Origin of the sequence: Pseudomonas sp. CVAP#3, from assembly GCF_018986375.1 — a bacterium.
Lineage (GTDB): Bacteria > Pseudomonadota > Gammaproteobacteria > Pseudomonadales > Pseudomonadaceae > Aquipseudomonas > Aquipseudomonas helvetica.
Map to the genome: position 1 here is coordinate 33,143 of NZ_JAHMSC010000017.1, position 20,987 is coordinate 54,129.

A 20,987-nucleotide genomic window follows, 5' to 3' on the forward strand; every position below is an offset into this window, starting at 1 on the left:
AATTAGGCGAGGGAGTATGCCGCAGCTATGTGTCTGATATATAGAGACGCGGTGCGAAACAGCAGGAACTGCTTCGCATCCGGCGGGTGTTAAACGAACGCCAGCGACAACGGTTCAGCGATATACGCCGGTTTTTCCTGGCCTTCGATTTCCAGCGTGGCGGTGGCCTTGAGCAGCCATTGGCCGGGTTTCTTTTCGGTGACGTCGCTCAGTTCGACCTTGAGCCGGACTCTGGAGTCGACCTTCACCGGTTGAATGAAACGCACGCTGTCCAGGCCGTAATTGACGACCATCTTCAAGCCTTGCGGCAGGACCAGGATGTCTTCCATCAGCTTCGGGATCAGTGACAGCGACAGGAAACCGTGGGCGATCGTGCTGCCAAACGGGGTTTGTGCGGCTTTTACCGGGTCAACGTGGATGAACTGATAATCGCCTGTAGCTTCAGCGAACAGGTTGATGCGGTCCTGATCGATCGTGAGCCATTCGGAACGTCCGAGTTCCTTGCCGACATAATCTTTGAGCTCTGCAACGGGAACATAGGGCATTGAGACTCTCCTTGGGTTCATCGGTTTTATAGTTTTTTCAGGTGGGGGGTTGGCCCCGGAACAACCACTTTAGATCATCATGGCGATTAGGTCCGGTCAAGCTTCCATACCTTTGGCGAATACCCATGCATAGCGAGTGCCATGCTTATAATGTCCGGCCCGCTTGTGGGGACGAGTTTTGCTGGAGATGACGGATGTTGCTACGTGGCCTGACCTGGCTGGTGCTGTTTCAATTGCTCGGCACGGCCCTCAACCATTTGTTATTGCCGGTGCTGCCAGGGCCGATTATCGGCCTGTTGCTGCTGCTGGGGTTCCTGGTCATTCGTGGCGAAGTGGCTGAACCCCTGAGCCTGGCGGCTGGCAGCCTGCTGCGTTATTTGCCCTTGCTGCTGGTGCCGCCAGCGGTGGGCGTGATGGTATACGCCGCCGATATCGCGGCGGATTTCTGGGCCATCGTTGGCGCACTGGTGTTGTCGCTGCTGCTGTCCATGGCGTTCGCCGGAGTCTTGATGCAACGGCTGATCAAGCGCCACGCCGTGCGCTCGGAGGAGTCGTGATGATCTTCGACTGGCAGGGTGCGCTGGCGGCAGTGATTCATCACCCGTTGTTCGGTATCGGCGTTACGTTGGGCGCCTATCAACTGGTGTTGGCGGTCTTCGAGAAAACCCGCTGGATCTTCCTGCAGCCCGTGCTGGTATCGATGCTGCTGGTGATCGGCGTGTTGCTCGCGTGCGGCCTGACGTATACCGAATACCGCAAAAGCACCGAGATCCTCAGCATTCTGCTGGGGCCGGCAACCGTTGCACTGGCGGTGCCGCTCTACCTGAACCTGCGGCGGATTCGGCAACTGTTCTGGCCGATATTTACTACGCTGGTGATAGGTGGTGTGGTTGCCACCGGCATGGGCGTGCTGCTGGGTTGGTGGTTTGGCGCCGAGCACATGATCCTGATGACCATGGCGCCCAAATCGGTCACCTCGCCAATTGCCATGCTGGTGGCCGAGCAGATTGGCGGAGTGGCGGCGCTGGCGGCGGTGTTCGTGTTGATCACCGGGGTGATTGGCGCCATTTTCGGCCCGAGCCTGTTGAACCGGCTCGGCGTGCACAGCCCTGAAGCCCGCGGCATGGCGCTGGGTATGACCGCCCACGCCGTCGGGACTGCGGTGGCGATGCAGGAAAGTGAAGAGTGCGGCGCCTTCGCGGCGCTGGCGATGAGTCTGATGGGCGTGGCCACGGCGGTGTTCCTGCCGTTGGCGGTGTCGATGGTGGTGTAAGGAAATGTCTATGAGCTTGCCGCTTTTTCCACTGAACACGGTGCTGTTTCCTGGCTGCATCCTCGACTTGCAGATTTTTGAGGCGCGCTATCTGGACATGATCAGCCGCTGCATGAAACAGGGCGGTGGCTTCGGCGTGGTGTGCATCCTCGATGGCGAAGAAGTCGGCATTGCCCCGGAGGGCTACGCGCTGGTGGGATGCGAAGCGCTGATTACCGATTTCAAGCAGCAGGATAATGGTCTGCTGGGTATCCGGGTGCAGGGCGGGCGGCGTTTCCACGTGCTGCGCACCGAGACTCAGCGCGATCAGTTGACCGTCGCTGACGTCGAGTGGCTGGAGGACGAGCCGGAGCAACCGCTACAGGACGAAGACGCCGACCTGGTCGCGCTGCTCAAGGCCTTGGCCGAACACCCGATGGTCGAAGCGTTGAACATGGGCGCCGACGCGGCCGGGCAACAGTCACTGGCCAATCAATTGGCGTACCTGCTGCCATTTTCTGAAGTGGACAAGATCGAACTGCTGCAACTCGACAACCCGCAGCAGCGCCTGGATGCGATTCAGGCGTTGCTGGACGAGTTGCAGGGCGAGTTGTTTGCCTAATGCTTGTCAGTAGGCATACCGCTGCATTGTATGAGGCAAGTGCCACAGCGCGAAGAACCCGAACAATGCCAGCATTACCGGCAACACCGACCACCAGACCTTGGCCGGCATAGGGCTCAAGGGTGTCTGGCGCTGGGTCACGGCCAGGCTGGCAGCACACACGCACGCCGCCAGCATCGCGCCGGCGGTTATATCGGTTGGCCAGTGTGCGCCGAGATAAACCCGCGACAGGGCGATGGCCGCTGCCGGCAAGCAACCGAGCAGCAACCAGGTCAGGCGCATGCGCTGAGGTTTGCCTCGGCCGGCCAGCACTGCGAGGGTCAGGAACAACGCAAACGAACCTGACGCATGACCACTGGGCATGCTGTAGCTGGACAGTGGGTCGGTCAGTACTTCCGGGCGCATCCGGGCGAACAGGTTCTTGGTTCCGGTGTTCAGCAGCGCGGTGATCAGCAGCGTGCAGCCCGCGAAGATCATGTGCCGCCATTGGCGTGTGATCAGTAGCAGGATCGTCAGCACCGCGCTGATCACAAACATGTTTTTGAAATCGCCGACCTGGGTGAGCATTACCGCGATTTCATCCAGCGCCGGGCTGCGGTGTTCTTGAACCAGCGTCATCAAGCCTTGATCGAAGGCGCTCAGGTGCGGGTATCCAATAAACAGTCCGCCGAGTATCAGCAGGCTCAGGCTGGCAATCAGTGCGGTGGCCTGGCGATGACCGCGCAAACTGCTGTTGATGCTCAGGCCCACCAATACCGCGATGCTACCGGCTATCAGACCGGCTTGAGGCCAGAAACCTTCCGGCAGCGGCAGGCGAATCGCCGCGCCCGTGGCCCAACCCGGCAGCAGGTAGGCCACCGACCAGCCGGCGCCCGCCAGCAAGCTGACTGCAAAGAAGCGCGCAAAGGGCATGTCGAACATCCCGGCAACCATTGGCAGCATCGGGCGCAAAGGGCCGATAAAGCGTCCGACCAATAAGCTCGCGATGCCATAGCGCTGGAAATAGTTTTCGGCGCCGTTGATCCATTCCGGATGGTGGCGCAGTCCTGGCAAGCGCCGAATGTTCTGGTGGAAGTGCCTGCCCAGGAAGTACGACAGCAGATCGCCGAACAGGCCGCCAAGGAAACCCAGCAGCAGCGTTTCGCCCAGCGACAGCGCGCCGCTGCCGGCCAGCACCGTGATGGCAAACAGCAACACGATGCCGGGCACGATCAGCCCGACAATTGCCAGGCACTCAACGCAGGCCACTATGAATACCGCCACCGCCAGCCATTGCGGATTTGCCGTCAACCAGACGGTCAGGCTATCGAGCCATGGGCCCATACATACAACTCCATCAAATCATCAAATGAACTGTGGGAGCGAGCAGGCTCGCTCCCACAGTCGGGTTTTTTGCTGCTAGCCGCAGCGCTATTCAGGGAAGCAGGAAATAGTCGCGGTTTTCGACCTGACCGCGTCGCAGGGGGTTCCGGGTGCAGTAGGATGCGTAAGCGCCGTCGACGAAGCGGTACATCAGGTGTTCGTCGCGGCCGTGAGGAATCCCCAGGCGTGTGCTCTGGATGACATGTGGGGGAGGTGCACCGACGTCTTCGACAAACAGTATTTCATGATCGAAGCGCTTGGCATCCCAAATCGGTACTTTCAGGCCCAGCGCCTTGCACAGCAAGGTCTGACCGGCGCAGAGCTTTTGCGAGGGGCGCGGTCGGCCCTTGGCGTCGGGGTTGTTCAGCAGCATCTGCGCCAGGCTCGCCGGGCCGGAGATTTCATCGACCCACGGGTAAGCCGATTTGATCAGCACCGCATTGCCCGGCCCGCGGGCGCTGAAGTTCAGCGAATCACCACCACGGGCGTAATACATATAGATGTGGCCACCATCCAGAAACAAAGCCTTACGTTTTTCTGTATAGCCGAGAGAGGCGTGGCTGCCTTTTTCTTCGCAGTAATAGGCTTCGGTCTCGATAATCCGCGCCGAAAGCCACAGGTCGCCGACGCGATGGCGGATCACTTTACCCAGCAATTCACAGGCAAGCAGCTGAGCGTCACGGTTGAAAAAGCTGTCGGGCAGGGCTTTTGGCAACTTCGCTGTGGTCAAAATAGGCATGGCGGCCGAAGAGATCAGGTAAATATGACGGAATGATAACAACTGCGGACTTAATCGAGGCTGAACACTGCCCATTTCGACCATCCGCCCGTCACTGCTGTTAGTAGGAGCGCGCGACAGCTATAATCTGCCGCTTTCCTCTTTGCCAAGACCACAGAGACCATGACTGAGTCCGTTCTTGACTACATGACCCGTTTGGGTCGCGCTGCCCGCGATGCTTCCCGCGTGATCGGCCGTGCCAGTACCGGGCAGAAAAACCGCGCCCTGCTGGCTGCCGCCAGCGCTTTGGATAACGCTCGCGCCGAGTTGACCGCCGCCAATGAGCTGGATCTGGCCGCAGGCCGGGCCAATGGGCTTGAGCCGGCCATGCTCGAACGTCTGGCCCTGACCCCCGCACGCATTGACGGCATGATCGTCGGTTTGCGTCAGGTGGCGGCGCTGCCTGACCCGGTCGGCTCGATCCGCGACATGAGTTACCGGCCGTCGGGTATTCAGGTCGGCAAGATGCGCGTGCCGCTGGGCGTGGTCGGGATCATCTATGAGTCGCGGCCAAACGTGACCATCGATGCCGCGAGCCTGTGCTTGAAGTCGGGTAACGCAACCATCCTGCGCGGTGGTTCCGAGGCCATTCATTCCAATCGTGCGATTGCTGCCTGCATTCAGCGCGGTCTGGCTGAAGCCGGTTTGCCGGCGGCCGTGGTGCAAGTGGTCGAAACCACCGACCGCGCTGCCGTTGGCGCACTGATCACCATGCCCGAGTACGTCGACGTAATCGTACCGCGTGGCGGCAAGGGCCTGATCGAACGGGTCAGTCGCGACGCTCGAGTGCCGGTGATCAAGCACCTGGACGGCATCTGTCATGTGTATGTCAGTGCCCACGCCGAGTTGCCGAAGGCCCAGCGCATTGCGTTCAACGCCAAGACCTACCGTTACGGCATCTGTGGCGCGATGGAAACCCTGTTGGTCGATCAAGCGGTCGCCAAGGCGTTCCTGCCGGCGATGGCTGAACAGTTTCGCGAAAAAGGCGTCGAACTGCGCGGTTGCGAACGCACCCGGGCGATCATCGACGTCGTGGCCGCGACCGAAGAAGACTGGAGCACCGAATACCTGGCACCGATTCTGTCGATCCTGGTAGTCGACGGCCTGGACCAGGCGATCGAGCACATCAACCATTACGGCTCGCACCACACCGACTCGATCGTCAGCGAACACCAGGGTGAAACCCGGCGTTTCGTGGCTGAAGTCGACTCGGCCTCAGTGATGATCAACACGCCGACGTGCTTTGCCGATGGCTTCGAATACGGATTGGGTGCCGAGATTGGCATTTCTACTGATAAGCTGCACGCCCGCGGCCCGGTGGGCCTCGAAGGTCTGACCTGCGAGAAGTACATCGTGGTCGGTGATGGCCAGTTGCGCGGCCAGGAGCCGGTCTGACTTGGGCGATCTCGGCCAGAGCGCCGCAGTGACCGCCAGTGAAACCGGCCCTCGGCGCATTGGCGTCCTGGGCGGGACCTTCGATCCGGTGCACATCGGCCATTTGCGCAGTGCACTGGAAGTGGCTGAATCACTGGCTCTCGATGAGTTGCGCCTGACGCCCAGCGCCAGGCCGCCGCATCGGGATACGCCGCAGGTTTCGGCGCAGGACCGTCTGGCGATGGTCGAGCGCGCGGTGGCCGGTATAGCACCGTTGGTAGTGGATGACCGCGAGCTCAAACGCGACAAGCCGTCCTACACTATCGACACCCTGGAACTGATGCGTGCGGAACTCGCCGCTGATGACCAGTTGTTTCTACTTTTGGGCTGGGACGCATTTTGCGGCCTGCCCACTTGGCACCGCTGGGAAGAGTTGCTCCAGCATTGCCACATCCTGGTGCTGCAACGCCCGGATGCCGACAGCGAACCGCCGGATGCCTTGCGCAACCTGCTGGCAGCGCGCTCGGTGAGCGACCCGCTGGCCCTCAAAGGGTCGAGCGGACAGATTGCATTCGTCTGGCAGACGCCGCTCGCGGTATCCGCCACCCAGATCCGTCAACTGCTGGCCAGCGGTAAGTCGGTACGTTTCCTGGTGCCCGACGCGGTCCTGGCCTATATCGATGCGCACGGACTTTACCGTGCGTCGAACTGAATAGGAGTGCTTTGAGGCACGTGGCAACAACGTGTATTGAAGCGCCCGAACATACGAGCAAAACGAGTTTTATATGACTGACAAAGACGTAACTAAAGTAAAGCGCAAAGGTTCGTTCAAGAGCGCCCCGCTGCCAGTAGCGGCTGAAACCGGCCCGGCACTCGTCGGCGAAGAGCTGGTCAAGGTCGCCGTAGCGGCTCTGGAAGACGTCAAGTCCCAGGACATTCTGGTGATCGACGTTCGTGAAAAGCAGAGCATCACTGACTTCATGATCATCGCTACAGGTACTTCCAACCGTCAGATCGGCGCGATGCTGGATAAGGTCCGCGAGGCGGTCAAGGCCCAAGGCGTCAAGCCGCTGGGTGAAGAAGGCAAGGGCGACAGTGACTGGGTACTGCTGGACATGGACGATGTCATCGTACACATGATGACCGCCTCGGCCCGCCAGTTCTACGACCTGGAGCGTCTGTGGGAAGGTGCCGAGCTGAGCCGTGCCACCGATGGCAAGCACCACAGCCCTGAAGTCGGCCACGAGCATTTCACCAAGCTCAACAAAGACCAGCAATAAGGGTTCGCTGTGCGACTGCGTCTGATCGCCGTCGGTTCACGCATGCCCAAGTGGGTGGAAGAAGGCTGGCATGAATATGCCAAGCGTCTTCCTTCCGAGCTGGCGCTGGAACTGGTGGAAATACCGCTCAACACCCGTGGCAAGAACGCTGACGTGGCGCGCTTCATTCGCCAGGAGGGCGAAGCCATGCTGGCCAAGGTCGGCCCGAACGAGCGCATCGTCACCCTCGAAGTTCACGGCAAGCCCTGGAGCACCGAGCAACTGGCGGTCGAGCTCGACCGCTGGCGGCTGGACTCGCGCACGGTGAACTTCATGGTCGGCGGCCCCGAAGGGCTGGCGCCGGAAGTTTGTGCACGGGCTGATCAGCGCTGGTCGCTGTCGCCACTGACCTTGCCGCACCCGCTGGTGCGGATTCTGATTGGTGAACAGTTGTATCGCGCCTGGACCGTGCTGTCCGGGCACCCTTACCACAAGTAGTTCAGCGCCCCCATGTCTCAGCCGATCCGCATCAAGGACCACGAGAAAGACGCCCGTCTGGTGCGCGGCCGGGTCGTGTTCGGGGCAATTGCGGTGGTCACGCTGATCGGCGTGCTGATCGCGCGGCTGTATTTCCTGCAAGTGATTCAGTACGAGTACCACTCGACGCTGTCGGAAAACAACCGCGTTCACGTTCAGCCGATTCCGCCGACTCGCGGGCTGATCTATGACCGTAATGGCGTGGTGGTGGCCGATAACCGGCCCAGCTTCAGTCTGAGCATGACCCGCGAACGTTCGGGCGACTGGAAGCAAGTGCTCGATGTCATCGTTGAAGTGCTGCAACTGACGCCTGAAGATCGTGCGGTCTTCGAAAAACGCATGAAGCAGGGGCGCCGACCGTTCGAGCCGGTGCCGATCCTGTTCGAGCTGACAGAAGAGCAGATCGCCCGGATCGCGGTGAATCAGTTCCGCCTGCCAGGCGTCGAAGTGGTTGCGCAGTTGGTACGTCACTATCCGCAGGGTCCGCATTTTGCGCACTCGGTCGGGTATATGGGGCGGATCAACGAGAAAGAGCTGAAGACTCTGGATCCGGTGGCTTACAGCGGTACTCATCAAATTGGCAAAACCGGCATCGAGCGCTTTTACGAGCCGGAATTGCACGGTCAGGTCGGTTACGAAGAAGTCGAGACCAACGCCCGTGGCCGCGTATTGCGGGTGCTCAAGCGTACCGATCCGATCCCCGGCAAGGACATCGTCCTGAGCCTGGACATCAAGCTGCAGGAAGCCGCCGAAGCCGCATTGGGTGGGCGCCGTGGTGCGGTAGTGGCGCTGGACCCGAACACTGGCGAAGTGCTGGCAATGGTCAGCCAGCCGAGTTTTGACCCGAACCTGTTCGTGACCGGCATCAGCTTCAAGGCCTACGCCGAGTTGCGTGACTCGATCGACCGGCCACTGTTCAACCGCGTGCTGCGCGGTCTGTATCCGCCGGGTTCGACCATCAAGCCGGCCGTGGCAATTGCCGGGCTGGACTCTGGCGTCGTGACGGCCTCGACCCGGGTTTTCGACCCGGGTTACTACATGCTGCCCAACTACGATCACAAATACCGTAACTGGAACCGCACCGGCGACGGCTATGTGGATCTGGACACGGCGATCATGCGTTCCAACGACACCTACTTCTACGACCTGGCGCACAAGCTGGGGATCGATCGGTTGGCGGCCTATATGGGCAAGTTCGGTATCGGCCAGAAGGTCTCGCTGGACATGTTCGAAGAGTCGCCGGGGCTGATGCCGTCCCGCGAATGGAAACGCGCGACCCGACGTCAGGCGTGGTTCCCGGGTGAAACGCTGATTCTGGGGATCGGCCAGGGCTACATGCAGTCCACCCCGTTGCAGTTGGCCCAGGCCACGGCGCTGGTCGCCAACAAGGGCAAGTGGAACCGTCCGCACCTGGCGAAAACCATCGAAGGCCAAAAGCCGCAGGACCCGAACCCGATGCCGGACATTGTTCTGCGTGACGCGTCGGACTGGACCAAGGTCAATCACGGCATGCAGCAAGTGATGCACGGTGCCCGCGGCACCGCACGTAAAGCGGCGATCGGCTCGCAATACCGGATTGCCGGCAAGTCGGGTACCGCCCAGGTAGTCGCGATCAAACAGGGCGAGAAGTACGACCGCTCCAAGGTTCAGGAACGCCACCGCGACCACGCCTTGTTCGTCGGCTTTGCGCCGGCCGACAACCCGAAAATCACCGTGGCGGTGATGGTCGAGAACGGTGAGTCCGGCTCCGGTGTCGCGGCGCCTGTGGTGCGGCAAGTCATGGATGCCTGGCTCCTGGGCCTGGACGGCCGACTCAAACCCGAGTACGACAGCCCTATCAGCGCGGAGGCTACGGCCCGTGAAGAGTAATTTTGATCGCATCCTCTCCAGTGAGGATGTGATGCGTCGCCGCGCGACGCTGTTGCAACGCCTGCACATCGATGGCCCCTTGCTGATCCTGCTGCTGATCCTCGCGGCCGGCAGCCTGTTCGTGCTGTATTCGGCGAGCGGCAAGAGCTGGGACCTGCTGGCCAAACAAGCGACGTCGTTCGGGATCGGCCTGGTGTCGATGATCGTCATCGCCCAGTTCGAACCGCGTTTCATGGCGCGTTGGGTGCCGCTGGGCTATGTGCTCGGGGTGATCTTGCTGGTAGTGGTGGACGTGATGGGCCACAACGCCATGGGCGCGACGCGCTGGATCAACATTCCCGGGGTGATTCGCTTCCAGCCCTCGGAATTCATGAAGATCCTGATGCCGGCGACGATTGCCTGGTACCTGTCCAAGCGCACGTTGCCACCGCAACTCAAGCATGTCGGAGTCAGTCTGTTCCTGATCGGCTTGCCGTTCATCCTGATCGTGCGTCAGCCGGACCTCGGCACGTCGCTGCTGATCCTTGCGGGCGGTGCTTTCGTACTGTTCATGGGTGGCCTGCGCTGGCGCTGGATCCTCAGCGTGGTCGCGGCAGCCGTGCCGGTGGCGGTCGCGATGTGGTTCTTCATCATGCATGACTACCAGAAGCAGCGGATCCTGACCTTCCTCGACCCGGAGAGCGATCCGCTCGGCACCGGCTGGAACATCATTCAGTCCAAGGCCGCCATCGGTTCCGGCGGCGTGTTTGGTAAAGGCTGGCTGCTGGGCACCCAGTCGCACCTGGACTTTCTGCCGGAAAGCCACACCGACTTCATCATTGCGGTGATGGGCGAAGAGTTCGGTCTGGTGGGCATTTGCGCCTTGCTGCTGATTTACCTGCTGTTGATTGGCCGTGGGCTGGTGATTACCGCCCAGGCGCAGACTTTGTTCGGCAAATTGCTCGCCGGCAGCCTGACCATGACGTTTTTTGTTTATGTTTTCGTCAACATCGGTATGGTCAGTGGCCTGTTGCCGGTGGTGGGGGTGCCGTTGCCGTTCATTAGCTACGGCGGAACTTCGCTGGTGACGCTGCTGTCAGCGTTTGGGGTTTTGATGTCGATCCATACCCATCGTAAGTGGATCGCACAGGTTTGAATAAGGTGAAGATTTCAATGCAAGTAATGCGTGGCTGGGCGACTCGATACGCTCCGTGGGTCGGCCTGGTAAGCATCCTTGGTGCAGCGCAGGAAGCGCTGGCCGGCGATTATGAAGGCTCGCCCCAAGTGGCCGAATTCGTCGGTGAAATGACCCGCGACTATGGTTTTGCCGGTGAACAGCTGATGGGCGTGTTCCGCGAGGCCGAGCGCAAGCAATCGATTCTCGACGCGATCTCCCGACCGGCCGAGCGGGTCAAGCAATGGAAGGAATATCGCCCGATGTTCCTGACCGACGCGCGGATCGCCCGGGGCGTGGATTTCTGGCGTCAGCACGAAGCGGCGCTGGCCCGCGCCGAGCGGGAATACGGCGTTCCGGCGCAGGTGATCGTCTCGATCATCGGCGTTGAAACCTTTTTCGGCCGAAATACCGGTAATTATCGGGTGATCGACGCGTTGTCGACCCTCAGTTTCGACTACCCTCCACGTGCAGAATTCTTCCGCAAGGAATTGCGTGAGTTCCTGCTGCTGGCGCGTGAAGAGCAGGTCGACCCGCTGACGCTTAAAGGCTCGTACGCCGGCGCCATGGGCTTGCCGCAGTTCATGCCGAGCAGCTTTCGCGCCTATGCGGTGGATTTCGACGGTGATGGCCACATTAATATCTGGACCAATCCGATTGATGCCATCGGCAGCGTTGCCAGCTATTTCAAGCGTCACGGCTGGGAGGCAGGCGAACCGGTGGTCAGCCGGGCCGATGTGCGCGGCGATCAGGTCGACGACGGTCTGACTACCGGCATCGAACCGACGAAAACCGTCGGGGAGTTGCGAGCGTTGGGCTGGTCGAGTCATGATGCGCTGCGCGATGATATGCCGGTCACGGCTTTCAGGCTGGAAGGTGACAATGGCCCTGAATACTGGATGGGCCTGAAGAATTTTTACGCGATTACGCGTTATAACCGCAGCGTGATGTACGCCATGGCTGTACATCAGTTGTCTGAAATGCTGGTCCAAGCACGGGGCGTCAAGTAATGCTGGAATCGCCAATCCGCAAACCCCTGAAGCTGGTGGCTTTCGCCGCGTTGTCGTTGCTCGTGGTCAGCTGTTCGACCAGTCGTGCACCGCAACAAAAATACACGACCGCGGTACGCGCGACACCAGGCCTGGATATCAACCGTGCCCACAAAGACGGTGCGCCGTGGTGGGATGTGGACATTTCGCGGATTCCCGATGCCACGCCGACCCTGCACACCGGCCCGTACAAGGCCAACCCGTATACCGTGCTGGGCAAGACCTACTTTCCGCTGGCCGAATCCAAGCGTTATGTCGCTTCGGGCACGGCGTCCTGGTATGGCACCAAGTTTCACGGGCAGAACACCGCCAACGGCGAAGTGTATGACCTGTACGGCATGAGTGCCGCACACAAGACCCTGCCATTGCCCAGCTATGTTCGGGTGACCAACCTGGACAACAACAAGAGCGTGATCCTGCGGGTCAATGACCGTGGGCCGTTCTATTCGGATCGCATCATCGACTTGTCCTACGCCGCGGCCAAGAAACTCGGGTATGCCGAGATTGGCACTGCGCGGGTCAAGGTTGAAGGCATCGACCCGCAAGAGTGGTGGGCGGCAAAAGGCCGACCTGCGCCGTTGATGCTCAACGAGCCGCAAGTCGCGCAAAATAGCGCACCGGTGATTACCGCGTCGGCCGGCACCGTCGAGCAATGGACGCCACCGCCGCAGCAACATGCCGCGGCCGTTGTGCCGGTGCAGCTCGATGCAAAAAAAAACGCTTCTGTACCAGCCTCTGGCCAGTATCTGCAGGTGGGCGCGTTCGCCAACCCGGACGCTGCAGAACTCCTGAGATCGAAGTTGAGCGGGATGGTGAGCGCTCCGGTGTTCATCAGCTCGATCGTGCGCAACCAACAGACACTGCATCGGGTTCGCTTGGGGCCAATCGGCTCGCAGGGTGAAATCGCGCAAGTGCAAAACAGCGTGCGCCTGGCCAATCTCGGTTCGCCGAGCCTGGTGACGGCTGAATAAGCAATTCCTGATTCAAGGTTCACTTGCGGTTTGGGGGGTGAGCCTGAGTTGTTGGCTCGTTGAACAATAAAAGCCCGGCAAGGGTTAGAGAGTGAACAACTGAACACGCGATAACCCGCAGTTTTCGTAGAGAGCCAAGCAGGTTGTCTGATTAGTTTTGCCCTTAGGGCAGTTTCCATTAGCGATTTCGAGAGACGGATGAACATCACCACCTTTGCCAAACGCCTGTGCCTGCTAGTCCCGCTGCTCCTCTCACCCGCCGCTTTTGCGGTCGAGATGATGCCGTCGCCACCACAACTGGCCGCTAAATCCTATGTGCTCATGGACGCCAGCAGCGGCAACGTGCTGGTCGAGAACAACGGTGACCAGCGTCTGCCGCCAGCCAGCCTGACCAAGCTGATGACAGCGTACATTGCGACCCTGGAAATCCGTCGCGGCCAGATCGGTGAAAACGATCCGGTGACCGTCAGTGAGAACGCCTGGCGCACCGGCGGTTCGCGGATGTTCATCAAGGTCGGCTCGCAGGTCACGGTCAGCGACCTGCTGCACGGCATCATCATCCAGTCGGGCAACGACGCCAGCGTCGCGCTCTCCGAGCACATCGCCGGCAGCGAAGACGCGTTCGCCGACCTCATGAACAAGACTGTTGCCGACCTGGGCATGAACAACAGCCACTTCATGAACCCGACCGGTCTGCCAAACCCTGAGCACTATTCCACGGCTCACGACATGGCCATTCTGGCGCGTGCGATCATCCACGAAGACCCGGCTCACTATGCGATCTACTCGCAGAAAGAGTTCTTCTGGAACGGCATCAAGCAACCCAACCGCAACCTGCTGCTGTGGCGTGACAAGACCGTTGACGGTCTGAAAACCGGTCACACCGAAGAAGCCGGCTATTGCATGGTGTCCTCGGCGGTACGTGATGGCATGCGCCTGATCGCCGTGGTATTCGGCACCAACAGCGAAAGCGCTCGCGCTGCTGAAACCCAGAAGCTGCTGACCTACGGTTTCCGCTTCTTCGAAACCCAGACCTTCTATCAGAAAGGCGCCGAGCTGGCTCAGGCTCCAGTCTGGAAGGGCACCACCAACCAGGTCAAAGCCGGCCTGGCTGAAGACCTGACCATGACTTTGCCAAAAGGCCAGCTGAAAAAGCTCGCTGCCAGCATGACCATGAACCCGCAACTGGTCGCGCCGATCGCCAAGGGCGACGTGATTGGTAAAGTCGAAGTGAAACTGGACGACAAGGTCGTGCACAGCGCTGATCTGATCGCGCTGGACGCGGTCGACCAAGGTGGTATCTTCCGCCGCATGTGGGATAGCATCCGTCTATTCTTCTACGGCTTGTTCAACTGAATTAGTGTGGACCTGCATGGCCCCGTTCCAATCCAGAGCGGGACCATGTCCGTTGCCACGGCTTACGCTTACGAGGCCGTTACGCCATGACCGATACTGAAGTAAAGGCGCCCAAGATCGAATTCCCCAACGTTGACTACCCGGTTAAGGTGATCAGCGATACCGGTGTGGGCAACAAAGACAAGATCATCGAAATCGTCAAGAAGCACGCGACGATCAATCATGACCGTGTGGACGAACGCCAAAGCACCAATGGCAAGTACACGACGATTCAGTTACACATCGTCGCGACCGACCAGGACCAGCTGTACAACATCAACAGTGAACTGCGGGCCACCGGCTTCGTGCACATGGTGCTGTGATGTCCGAACCGCTGGGCTTTCGCGAGCTCGGCCAGCTGGCTTACGAGCCGGTCTGGCATGCCATGCAACGGTTTACCAACGAGCGCGGCAGCGACCGCGCCGACGAGATCTGGCTGGTCGAGCACCCACCGGTTTTCACCCAGGGGCAGGCCGGCAAGGCTGAGCATCTGCTGCTTCCGGGCGATATTCCGGTGGTGCAGGTCGATCGTGGCGGTCAAGTGACTTACCACGGCCCGGGTCAGTTGGTGGCGTATCTGCTGCTGGATGTGCGCAAGCTGGGTTTCGGCGTGCGCGACCTGGTCAGCCGGATGGAACAGTGCCTGATCGAACTGCTGGCCAGCTATGGCGTCACCGCCGTGGCCAAGGCCGATGCACCGGGCGTCTACGTCAACGGTGCAAAAATTGCTTCTCTGGGTCTGCGGATCCGCCACGGTTGCTCCTTTCATGGCCTGGCCTTGAACGTGGATATGGATCTTGCGCCATTTCGCCGGATTAACCCCTGTGGATACGCCGGGCTGGCCATGACCCAGCTGCGCGATCACACCGGGCCGATTGAATTTGCCGAGGTAAGTGCCCGGCTGCGTGCGCAGCTCGTCAAACACCTCGACTATGCTGAGCAGACGACCCTAACGGGCGGAATCGACTGATATGACTACTGCGCAAGACGCTGTGCAAACCATGATCCCGACGCTGGATGTTACCGAGCGCCCGGCCCCGCGTGCCAAAGTGGAAGCTGGCGTAAAGCTGCGCGGCGCCGAAAAGGTTGCGCGTATCCCGGTGAAGATCATTCCAACCACCGAATTGCCGAAAAAGCCTGACTGGATTCGCGTGCGCATCCCGGTTTCCCCGGAAGTCGACCGTATCAAGGCCCTGCTGCGCAAACACAAGTTGCACAGCGTCTGCGAAGAAGCTTCCTGCCCGAACCTCGGCGAATGCTTCTCCGGTGGCACCGCAACCTTCATGATCATGGGCGACATCTGCACCCGTCGCTGCCCGTTCTGCGACGTTGGCCACGGTCGTCCGAAGCCGCTGGACGTCAACGAACCGGAAAGCCTGGCCATCGCCATCGCCGACCTGAAACTGAAGTACGTGGTGATCACCTCGGTAGACCGTGATGACCTGCGTGACGGCGGTGCTCAGCACTTCGCCGACTGCATCCGCGAAATCCGCAAGCTGTCGCCGAACGTGCAGCTCGAGACCCTCGTTCCGGACTACCGTGGCCGGATGGACGTGGCGCTGGCCATCACCGCCGCCGAGCCGCCTGATGTGTTCAACCACAACCTGGAAACCGTGCCGCGCCTGTACAAGGCTGCACGTCCGGGTTCGGACTATCAGTGGTCGCTGACCCTGCTGCAGAAGTTCAAGCAGATGATGCCGCACATTCCGACCAAGTCCGGCCTGATGCTGGGTCTGGGCGAGACCGACGAGGAAGTTATCGAAGTCATGAAGCGCATGCGCGAACACGATATCGACATGCTGACTCTGGGCCAGTACCTGCAACCGTCCCGTAGCCACTTGCCGGTGCAGCGTTTCGTGCACCCGGACACCTTCGCCTGGTTCGCCGAGGAAGGTTACAAGATGGGCTTCAAGAACGTCGCCTCCGGCCCGCTGGTACGTTCCTCGTATCACGCCGACGAGCAGGCGAAACTGGTCAAGGCCGAGTTGATGTCGTCCTGATCTGAAATGCCCGCAAGGCGTGAGCCTTGCGGGCATTTTTGTTTAAAAGCTACTCGGTACCACGTCACACTCGGTTTTTTCCTGCACTCTGCGGGACAGCTGAACCTCTTCTGTTTATCCCCGTTCCTGACTACTGTGTGCTGAAGCATTCACACAGGGAGAATCACGGATGACCACTCGCTCGACCCCCGTTATTTCCGAGCACGCCCCGGTTCCGGCATTACCTGCCGAGGGGCTGATCGGTGTCATTGCGCCGGCAGGCCCGGCGGCACTGGATACCGAAAAGGCTTTTCAATGGATGCGTGCACGCGGGTATTCGCTGCGGATTTTTCCGGGCGTCCTGGAGAAAGACGGCTACCTCGCCGGCAGTGACGACGTTCGCCTGAAGGATCTGCATGAGGCGTTTGGCGATCCGGCCATTGATGCGATTCTCTGCCTGCGTGGCGGCTACGGCAGCCCGCGCCTGCTGGACCGGATCGACTTTGAGTTGCTGCGGCGCAATGCCAAGCCGTTTGTCGGCTATAGCGACATTACGGCGCTGCACCTGGCCATCAGCCGTTATGCAGGGTTCGTGACCTTTCACGGTCCGATGCTCAACGCCGATCTGCTGGGGAACAAGCAACAACCTACCGAGTCTTCGTTGCTCAGCCTGCTCAGAGGCCAGTTGAACGCTGGAAGCCTGTTGGCGCACCCGGTGGCGTACCCTTTGACTACGATCGAGCCGGGCATCGCTCATGGGCGTTTGCTGGGCGGTAATCTGTCGATGATTGCCTCGACCCTGGGCACACCTTTTGAAATCGATGCTGACGGGATCATTCTGTTCATCGAAGACGTCAACGAGCCGATATATCGCATCGACCGGTTGCTGACCCATCTGCGCCTGGCCGGCAAGCTGAGCACGCTGCGCGGGGTGCTGGTGGGGGATGTGGCCGGCGTGGACAGCGATGCATTGGCGCAGTTGCTCAAGCAAACCTTCGAGCCATTGCGGATTCCGGTGCTTGCCGGTTGGCGCAGCGGCCATTGCGACCCGAACCTGACGCTGCCCATGGGCGCGCTGGTGAGGCTGGATGCGGGGAACAAGGAGTTGTGGCTGGAGCAGGATGTGGTGATCAAGTAACAGCCTGATCCGTGGCGAGGGAGCTTGCTCCCGCTCGGCTGCGTAGCAGTCGTATAACCGACGAACGCATTCGATTTGGAGGCGCTTCGCACCTCCGCGGGAGCAAGCTCCCTCGCCACAGATTGAGGCCAAGCCTCAGCGGTTACGCAAACCTTCCAGCAACTTGTGCGTCGGGTAACCATCTGCCGGCCAGCCAAACGACTGCTGGGCGCTGCGAATGGCCTTGCGGGTGTTGGCGCCGATGATGCCGTCGGCGTTCCCCGCATCGTAGTTGCTGGCGCTCAGCAAATTCTGCAGTTCGATGCGCTCTGAACGACTCAGGGGCAGGTCATCCTTCGGCCATTCGCCGTTGATCAGGCCCGCTCCGTTAAAGCGTTCAGACAACAGGTTCACCGCCAATGCGTAGGACGACGAATTGTTGTACTTGAGGACTGCGCGGAAGTTATCGAGGATCAGGAACGCCGGGCCACGATAACCGGCGGGCAGCAGCAGGGCGGCTGACAGGTGTTCGGAGCCGGGTGGAACGACGCCGTTGGGCAGTTTGATGCCCATTTGCATCCACTCGGAGACGCTTTTGCGAATCGCACCGTCAGCCAGCGAATAGTCGAAACCACTTGCCAGTTGCACTTCGAAGCCCCAAGGCTGACCTTTCTGCCAGCCGGAGCTTTGCAGGTAATGGGCAGTGGAGGCCAGTGCATCGGTCGGGCTGCCCCAGATATCGCGGTGACCGGTACCGTCAAAATCGACCGCGTGCGTGAGGTAGGTGGTCGGGATGAACTGGGTCTGGCCCATGGCGCCGGCCCAGGAACCGAGCATCTTCTCGGGCGTGATATCACCCTGTTGCAGGATTTGTAGAGCGGCCAGCAATTGGGCGTGAGCAAAGCCTGGACGCCGGCCTTCGTAGGCCAGGGTCGCCAGCGAGCGGATCACCGATTTGTCGCCCTGGAAACTGCCGAAGTTGCTTTCCATGCCCCAGACGGCCACGAGCGCCTGGCGATCAACACCATAACGCTGCTCGATGGAGGTCAAGGTATCGGCGTACTGGCTGAGTAATGCCTGGCCTTTACGCACGCGCGCGGCGGAGAGCGCGCCGTCGAGGTATTCCCACACCGGTCGGGTGAACTCCGGTTGGCTGCGGTCCGCGCGGATCACGCTCATGTCCGGCGTGACACCGGCAAAGGCGCGGTCGAACACATCCGGGCGGATACCGGCGGCGAGGGCATCCTGGCGAAAACCGGCTTCCCATTCCTCGAAGGTCTGGGTCGGCTGGATGTCGAGATTGTCGCCAGTCGGCACTACCGGAGGAATGATGGCCGGAGCAGTCGCAAGGGGGGCGGTTTGAAGCGGTTGCGCGTCGGCAGCGGTGGGTTTTTCCGCGCAGGCGACAAGCAAAACAAGGCTGGAGGCAGCAATCAGTTGGCGCAGGTGCCAACGACGGGAAAGACAAAGGGGCATGCACAGGTCCAGATAATACGAATCAGGTGCAGACCTTATCATGCCGAGAGGGAGCGAGGTGATGTTGAAACTTCATGCCGCCAGAAAGTAAGAAGCCTCCCAGCTTTTAGACTGGAAGGCTTCGCGGCGGTAGCTGCCTTTGCCCTTGCCGGGTTGTTCCTGACGGCTGCGGAACAGTGGCTGGGCGACAATGGATTTGGCCTTGTTGGGCCGCTTGTGTTTGCTCATGGGCAGTGCTCTCGTTGAGTGGTTTTCGCGGGGCAAATCATCGGCCGAAGTTGGGGTTCTGTCTAGTCCCTGCGATGTGTAGGACCATTCAGCTCTGTTTGGAGTGAACTCGGTTAGTGTGGCGAGGGGGCTTGCCCCCGTTCGGCAGCGAAGCAGCCGTGATTGCTGAACGCGCGGTGCGCCTGTAGATATGCGGTTGCAGATTTCAGGGCCGCTTCGCGCCCCAACGGGGGCAAGCCCCCTCGCCACAGGGTTTATTCTGCTGGCAATGCCAAGCGCTGACCCGCCATCAACAACGACAAGCGGCTCAGGCTCATCCATGGCGAACCGGCGGCCTGGCCTTTTATTTGTGCGTCGATCCGCTGGGCATCGAGCAGCAGTTGCGCCCAGCGCTGCGCCGAATGGCGTTGCAGGGCTTTACTCATCAGGGGTTTGCGCTTGTCCCAGACGGGCGGTCGGGCCTGGCTGAAGGCTTTGTCCAGCGGCACACCCTGGCTGTATTGCAGCGACAGGTTGGCCAATAGCCGAAGCTCTCGGGCCAGCGCCCAAAGAATCACCGGTGGTTCGACGCCTTCGCCGCGCAAACCTTCAAGCATGCGTAGCGCATGCGCCGCTTCGCCATTAAGAATCGCATCGGTCAACCCGAAAACATCGAAGCGCGCGCTGTCGGCAACTGCCGCTTGCACTGTTTCGAGCGTGATCTGGCCACCTTCGGCCATCAGCTTGAGCTTTTCGATTTCCTGGGCGGCCGCCAGCAGGTTGCCTTCGACCCTTGCTGCGATCAGCTCGACAGCGTCCTGGCTGGCAGCAAGCCCAGCCTGGGACAAACGCTGACGAATCCACTGCGGCAACTGGTTGGCATCCACCGGCCAGATCTGCACGAACTGGGTCTGCGGGCCTTCGACCAGCGCCTTGCCCCACTTGGTTTTTTGCGCGCTGGCGTCGAGTTTTGGCAGGCTGATCAGCAGCAAGGTATCTTCGGCTGGACGCGAGCAATACTCCATCAGCGCTGCTGCACCTTTGTCGCCCGGTTTGCCGGACGGCAAGCGCAACTCCAGCAGGCGCTTTTCGGCGAACAACGACATGCTGGCGCCGGCTTGCAGCAGCGTACCCCAGTCGAAACTGGCGTCTGCGCTGAATACCTGGCGTTCGTCAAAACCTTGCTGGCGGGCAGCAGAGCGGATGGCGTCGGCGGCTTCCTGACACAACAGTGGGTCATCGCCACTGATGATGTAAACGGGCGCAAGGGCGCCTTGCAGGTGTTTGCCGAGCTGGGCGGGGGCTAGTTTCATAAGACAGGGCGAACGGGGCGCCGGAGCGCCCCGTACGACTTACTCGGTCGGCACTTGCATAGGTGACTGACGCGGAGTGTTCGCTTCAGCTTTACGGGCTGCTTCCAGCGCGTCGGCTTCCGCTTTGGCACGGTCATCGGCAGTCTGTTGCAACTGATCAAGCTGAGCCGGGGTAAGCTGTTGCAGGCGCAGCATCATGCGTTGCACCATGTCGCGACGCATTTCCTTGCGCACCTCGGCGGCTTCCTGGTCGGAGCCAGTGATGTTGTTGCCGTCGTGCATGAAGACCTTCTGCACTTGCAGTTTGTCGTCGAGCAGGGACAGCTTGTTGTGGCCCACGATTTGATAGTTCAGCACGTTGGTCAGCTCATACTCGGCCGAATGGCCGCCGCCGGAGTAGCTGAGGCTGCGCTGGCTTTCCTGTTCGTCGGTCAATACCAGCTTGTAAGGTGCGCCGGCATAGACTTTGACGCCACTGCTTTCAAGCACCTGGCGCATCAGCGTCACGGTTTCGCCATATGAGTTGCGTGCGCTCAGGTCGAGTTCCCTGATCGCCAGTTCGGCGGTGCCGGTACCGCGCAGTTGGAAGCCGCAGGCGCTCAGCAAAACAGCGAGCCCCATCACCAGCAGATTGCGTTTGATCATCTTGTTGCTCCCCTTGAAACCATGTGGGCCGAGCGTGCGACCCGAAAGGTTCTGTTCGGCGCCAGGTATGGACCTTGCGCCTGA

Annotated in this window: 23 protein-coding genes; 16 read left to right on the forward strand and 7 right to left on the reverse strand. The window is 60.5% G+C overall.

The genetic code is table 11. The features are described from left to right. Positions 1–89: 89 nt before the first annotated feature. Positions 90–545 (reverse strand): MaoC family dehydratase, encoded by a 456-nt coding sequence (locus KRR23_RS23130; RefSeq protein ID WP_019693819.1) that lies wholly within the window; start codon positions 543–545, stop codon positions 90–92. Between the two features lie 194 nt (positions 546–739). Between KRR23_RS23130 and KRR23_RS23135 the strand changes: the two genes are divergently transcribed. From KRR23_RS23135 to KRR23_RS23145, 3 genes are read left to right on the forward strand one after another with little or no spacing between them, the layout of a single operon-like run. Continuing rightward, the gene (locus KRR23_RS23135; RefSeq protein WP_103317533.1) at positions 740–1,102 is read left to right on the forward strand and encodes a CidA/LrgA family protein; all 363 of its coding nucleotides are present in this window, start codon (positions 740–742) and stop codon (positions 1,100–1,102) included. Then, complete coding sequence (locus KRR23_RS23140) at positions 1,102–1,818, forward strand: LrgB family protein (protein ID WP_216744400.1); 717 nt, start codon at positions 1,102–1,104, stop codon at positions 1,816–1,818. Before KRR23_RS23135 ends, KRR23_RS23140 begins: the two co-directional genes overlap by 1 nt. A 10-nt stretch (positions 1,819–1,828) precedes the next feature. Further along, on the forward strand, positions 1,829–2,419 hold the full coding sequence (locus KRR23_RS23145; protein WP_216744401.1) for an LON peptidase substrate-binding domain-containing protein: 591 nt from the start codon (positions 1,829–1,831) through the stop codon (positions 2,417–2,419). A gap of 6 nt (positions 2,420–2,425) precedes the next feature. On the opposite strand, the gene KRR23_RS23150 is transcribed toward KRR23_RS23145, so the two are convergent. Together KRR23_RS23150 and KRR23_RS23155 are read right to left on the reverse strand one after the other, a co-directional pair. Continuing rightward, the gene (locus KRR23_RS23150) at positions 2,426–3,742 is read right to left on the reverse strand and encodes a bifunctional DedA family/phosphatase PAP2 family protein (protein WP_216744402.1); all 1,317 of its coding nucleotides are present in this window, start codon (positions 3,740–3,742) and stop codon (positions 2,426–2,428) included. A 91-nt stretch (positions 3,743–3,833) separates the two neighbouring features. Beyond that, positions 3,834–4,520 carry a DNA-3-methyladenine glycosylase gene (locus KRR23_RS23155; RefSeq protein WP_216744457.1) on the reverse strand — a complete coding sequence of 229 codons (687 nt, stop codon included), beginning with the start codon at positions 4,518–4,520 and terminating at the stop codon, positions 3,834–3,836. A gap of 162 nt (positions 4,521–4,682) precedes the next feature. On the opposite strand from KRR23_RS23155, the gene KRR23_RS23160 reads away from it, so the two are divergent. The 13 genes from KRR23_RS23160 to KRR23_RS23220 all read left to right on the forward strand — a co-directional run bounded on the left by KRR23_RS23160 (position 4,683) and on the right by KRR23_RS23220 (position 17,283). Beyond that, positions 4,683–5,954, forward strand: coding sequence for a glutamate-5-semialdehyde dehydrogenase (locus KRR23_RS23160; RefSeq protein WP_216744403.1), 1,272 nt, complete (start codon positions 4,683–4,685; stop codon positions 5,952–5,954). Beyond that, a complete protein-coding gene (gene nadD / locus KRR23_RS23165; RefSeq protein WP_237142966.1) occupies positions 5,923–6,645 on the forward strand; it encodes a nicotinate-nucleotide adenylyltransferase in 723 nt (240 codons plus the stop codon). The genes KRR23_RS23160 and nadD overlap by 32 nt, the downstream gene beginning before the upstream one ends. Positions 6,646–6,718: 73 nt before the next feature. Further along, positions 6,719–7,213, forward strand: coding sequence for a ribosome silencing factor (gene rsfS / locus KRR23_RS23170; protein WP_216744404.1), 495 nt, complete (start codon positions 6,719–6,721; stop codon positions 7,211–7,213). Between the two features lie 9 nt (positions 7,214–7,222). Further along, the gene (gene rlmH, locus KRR23_RS23175; protein ID WP_003185785.1) at positions 7,223–7,690 is read left to right on the forward strand and encodes a 23S rRNA (pseudouridine(1915)-N(3))-methyltransferase RlmH; all 468 of its coding nucleotides are present in this window, start codon (positions 7,223–7,225) and stop codon (positions 7,688–7,690) included. A 12-nt stretch (positions 7,691–7,702) separates the two neighbouring features. Next, a complete protein-coding gene (gene mrdA, locus KRR23_RS23180; protein ID WP_216744405.1) occupies positions 7,703–9,598 on the forward strand; it encodes a penicillin-binding protein 2 in 1,896 nt (631 codons plus the stop codon). A gap of 31 nt (positions 9,599–9,629) precedes the next feature. Continuing rightward, positions 9,630–10,733, forward strand: a complete 1,104-nt coding sequence (gene rodA, locus KRR23_RS23185; protein WP_054594208.1) for a rod shape-determining protein RodA — start codon at positions 9,630–9,632, stop codon at positions 10,731–10,733. Positions 10,734–10,750: 17 nt separating this feature from the next. Then, complete coding sequence (gene mltB / locus KRR23_RS23190; protein WP_216744406.1) at positions 10,751–11,761, forward strand: lytic murein transglycosylase B; 1,011 nt, start codon at positions 10,751–10,753, stop codon at positions 11,759–11,761. Continuing rightward, entirely contained in the window at positions 11,761–12,771 is a 1,011-nt protein-coding gene (locus KRR23_RS23195) for a septal ring lytic transglycosylase RlpA family protein (RefSeq protein ID WP_216744407.1), read from the forward strand. Before mltB ends, KRR23_RS23195 begins: the two co-directional genes overlap by 1 nt. 198 nt (positions 12,772–12,969) lie before the next feature. Beyond that, on the forward strand, positions 12,970–14,127 hold the full coding sequence (locus tag KRR23_RS23200; protein WP_054594205.1) for a D-alanyl-D-alanine carboxypeptidase family protein: 1,158 nt from the start codon (positions 12,970–12,972) through the stop codon (positions 14,125–14,127). An 86-nt stretch (positions 14,128–14,213) separates the two neighbouring features. Further along, complete coding sequence (locus KRR23_RS23205; RefSeq protein WP_003215438.1) at positions 14,214–14,489, forward strand: DUF493 domain-containing protein; 276 nt, start codon at positions 14,214–14,216, stop codon at positions 14,487–14,489. Then, positions 14,489–15,136 carry a lipoyl(octanoyl) transferase LipB gene (lipB, locus tag KRR23_RS23210; RefSeq protein WP_216744408.1) on the forward strand — a complete coding sequence of 216 codons (648 nt, stop codon included), beginning with the start codon at positions 14,489–14,491 and terminating at the stop codon, positions 15,134–15,136. The genes KRR23_RS23205 and lipB overlap by 1 nt, the downstream gene beginning before the upstream one ends. 31 nt (positions 15,137–15,167) lie before the next feature. After that, positions 15,168–16,166 carry a lipoyl synthase gene (lipA, locus tag KRR23_RS23215; RefSeq protein WP_162491279.1) on the forward strand — a complete coding sequence of 333 codons (999 nt, stop codon included), beginning with the start codon at positions 15,168–15,170 and terminating at the stop codon, positions 16,164–16,166. 169 nt (positions 16,167–16,335) lie between these two features. Then, positions 16,336–17,283 carry an LD-carboxypeptidase gene (locus tag KRR23_RS23220; RefSeq protein WP_216744409.1) on the forward strand — a complete coding sequence of 316 codons (948 nt, stop codon included), beginning with the start codon at positions 16,336–16,338 and terminating at the stop codon, positions 17,281–17,283. 135 nt (positions 17,284–17,418) lie between these two features. On the opposite strand, the gene KRR23_RS23225 is transcribed toward KRR23_RS23220, so the two are convergent. From KRR23_RS23225 to lptE, 4 genes are all read right to left on the reverse strand, one after another. Next, a complete protein-coding gene (locus KRR23_RS23225; protein WP_216744410.1) occupies positions 17,419–18,738 on the reverse strand; it encodes a lytic murein transglycosylase in 1,320 nt (439 codons plus the stop codon). Positions 18,739–18,810: 72 nt separating this feature from the next. Beyond that, entirely contained in the window at positions 18,811–18,966 is a 156-nt protein-coding gene (arfA, locus tag KRR23_RS23230; protein WP_019693801.1) for an alternative ribosome rescue factor ArfA, read from the reverse strand. A gap of 254 nt (positions 18,967–19,220) precedes the next feature. Continuing rightward, on the reverse strand, positions 19,221–20,258 hold the full coding sequence (gene holA, locus KRR23_RS23235; RefSeq protein WP_123584502.1) for a DNA polymerase III subunit delta: 1,038 nt from the start codon (positions 20,256–20,258) through the stop codon (positions 19,221–19,223). Between the two features lie 39 nt (positions 20,259–20,297). After that, a complete protein-coding gene (gene lptE / locus KRR23_RS23240; RefSeq protein WP_216744411.1) occupies positions 20,298–20,903 on the reverse strand; it encodes an LPS assembly lipoprotein LptE in 606 nt (201 codons plus the stop codon). Between the last annotated feature and the right edge of the window lie 84 nt (positions 20,904–20,987).

Bases quoted from the DNA above. Each gene is read 5' to 3' on its own strand.
- lipA (WP_162491279.1), top strand. From the start codon at position 15,168: ATGATCCCGACGCTGGATGTTACCGAGCGCCCGGCCCCGCGTGCCAAA.
- mltB (WP_216744406.1), top strand. From the start codon at position 10,751: ATGCAAGTAATGCGTGGCTGGGCGACTCGATACGCTCCGTGGGTCGGC.
- mrdA (WP_216744405.1), top strand. From the start codon at position 7,703: ATGTCTCAGCCGATCCGCATCAAGGACCACGAGAAAGACGCCCGTCTG.
- lptE (WP_216744411.1), bottom strand. From the start codon at position 20,903: ATGATCAAACGCAATCTGCTGGTGATGGGGCTCGCTGTTTTGCTGAGC.
- nadD (WP_237142966.1), top strand. From the start codon at position 5,923: ATGGCCAGTTGCGCGGCCAGGAGCCGGTCTGACTTGGGCGATCTCGGC.
- holA (WP_123584502.1), bottom strand. From the start codon at position 20,258: ATGAAACTAGCCCCCGCCCAGCTCGGCAAACACCTGCAAGGCGCCCTT.
- KRR23_RS23160 (WP_216744403.1), top strand. From the start codon at position 4,683: ATGACTGAGTCCGTTCTTGACTACATGACCCGTTTGGGTCGCGCTGCC.
- KRR23_RS23205 (WP_003215438.1), top strand. From the start codon at position 14,214: ATGACCGATACTGAAGTAAAGGCGCCCAAGATCGAATTCCCCAACGTT.
- KRR23_RS23145 (WP_216744401.1), top strand. From the start codon at position 1,829: ATGAGCTTGCCGCTTTTTCCACTGAACACGGTGCTGTTTCCTGGCTGC.
- KRR23_RS23225 (WP_216744410.1), bottom strand. From the start codon at position 18,738: ATGCCCCTTTGTCTTTCCCGTCGTTGGCACCTGCGCCAACTGATTGCT.
- KRR23_RS23135 (WP_103317533.1), top strand. From the start codon at position 740: ATGTTGCTACGTGGCCTGACCTGGCTGGTGCTGTTTCAATTGCTCGGC.
- KRR23_RS23130 (WP_019693819.1), bottom strand. From the start codon at position 545: ATGCCCTATGTTCCCGTTGCAGAGCTCAAAGATTATGTCGGCAAGGAA.
- KRR23_RS23140 (WP_216744400.1), top strand. From the start codon at position 1,102: ATGATCTTCGACTGGCAGGGTGCGCTGGCGGCAGTGATTCATCACCCG.
- KRR23_RS23195 (WP_216744407.1), top strand. From the start codon at position 11,761: ATGCTGGAATCGCCAATCCGCAAACCCCTGAAGCTGGTGGCTTTCGCC.
- lipB (WP_216744408.1), top strand. From the start codon at position 14,489: ATGTCCGAACCGCTGGGCTTTCGCGAGCTCGGCCAGCTGGCTTACGAG.
- rsfS (WP_216744404.1), top strand. From the start codon at position 6,719: ATGACTGACAAAGACGTAACTAAAGTAAAGCGCAAAGGTTCGTTCAAG.
- arfA (WP_019693801.1), bottom strand. From the start codon at position 18,966: ATGAGCAAACACAAGCGGCCCAACAAGGCCAAATCCATTGTCGCCCAG.
- KRR23_RS23155 (WP_216744457.1), bottom strand. From the start codon at position 4,520: ATGCCTATTTTGACCACAGCGAAGTTGCCAAAAGCCCTGCCCGACAGC.
- KRR23_RS23150 (WP_216744402.1), bottom strand. From the start codon at position 3,742: ATGGGCCCATGGCTCGATAGCCTGACCGTCTGGTTGACGGCAAATCCG.
- rodA (WP_054594208.1), top strand. From the start codon at position 9,630: ATGCGTCGCCGCGCGACGCTGTTGCAACGCCTGCACATCGATGGCCCC.
- KRR23_RS23220 (WP_216744409.1), top strand. From the start codon at position 16,336: ATGACCACTCGCTCGACCCCCGTTATTTCCGAGCACGCCCCGGTTCCG.
- KRR23_RS23200 (WP_054594205.1), top strand. From the start codon at position 12,970: ATGAACATCACCACCTTTGCCAAACGCCTGTGCCTGCTAGTCCCGCTG.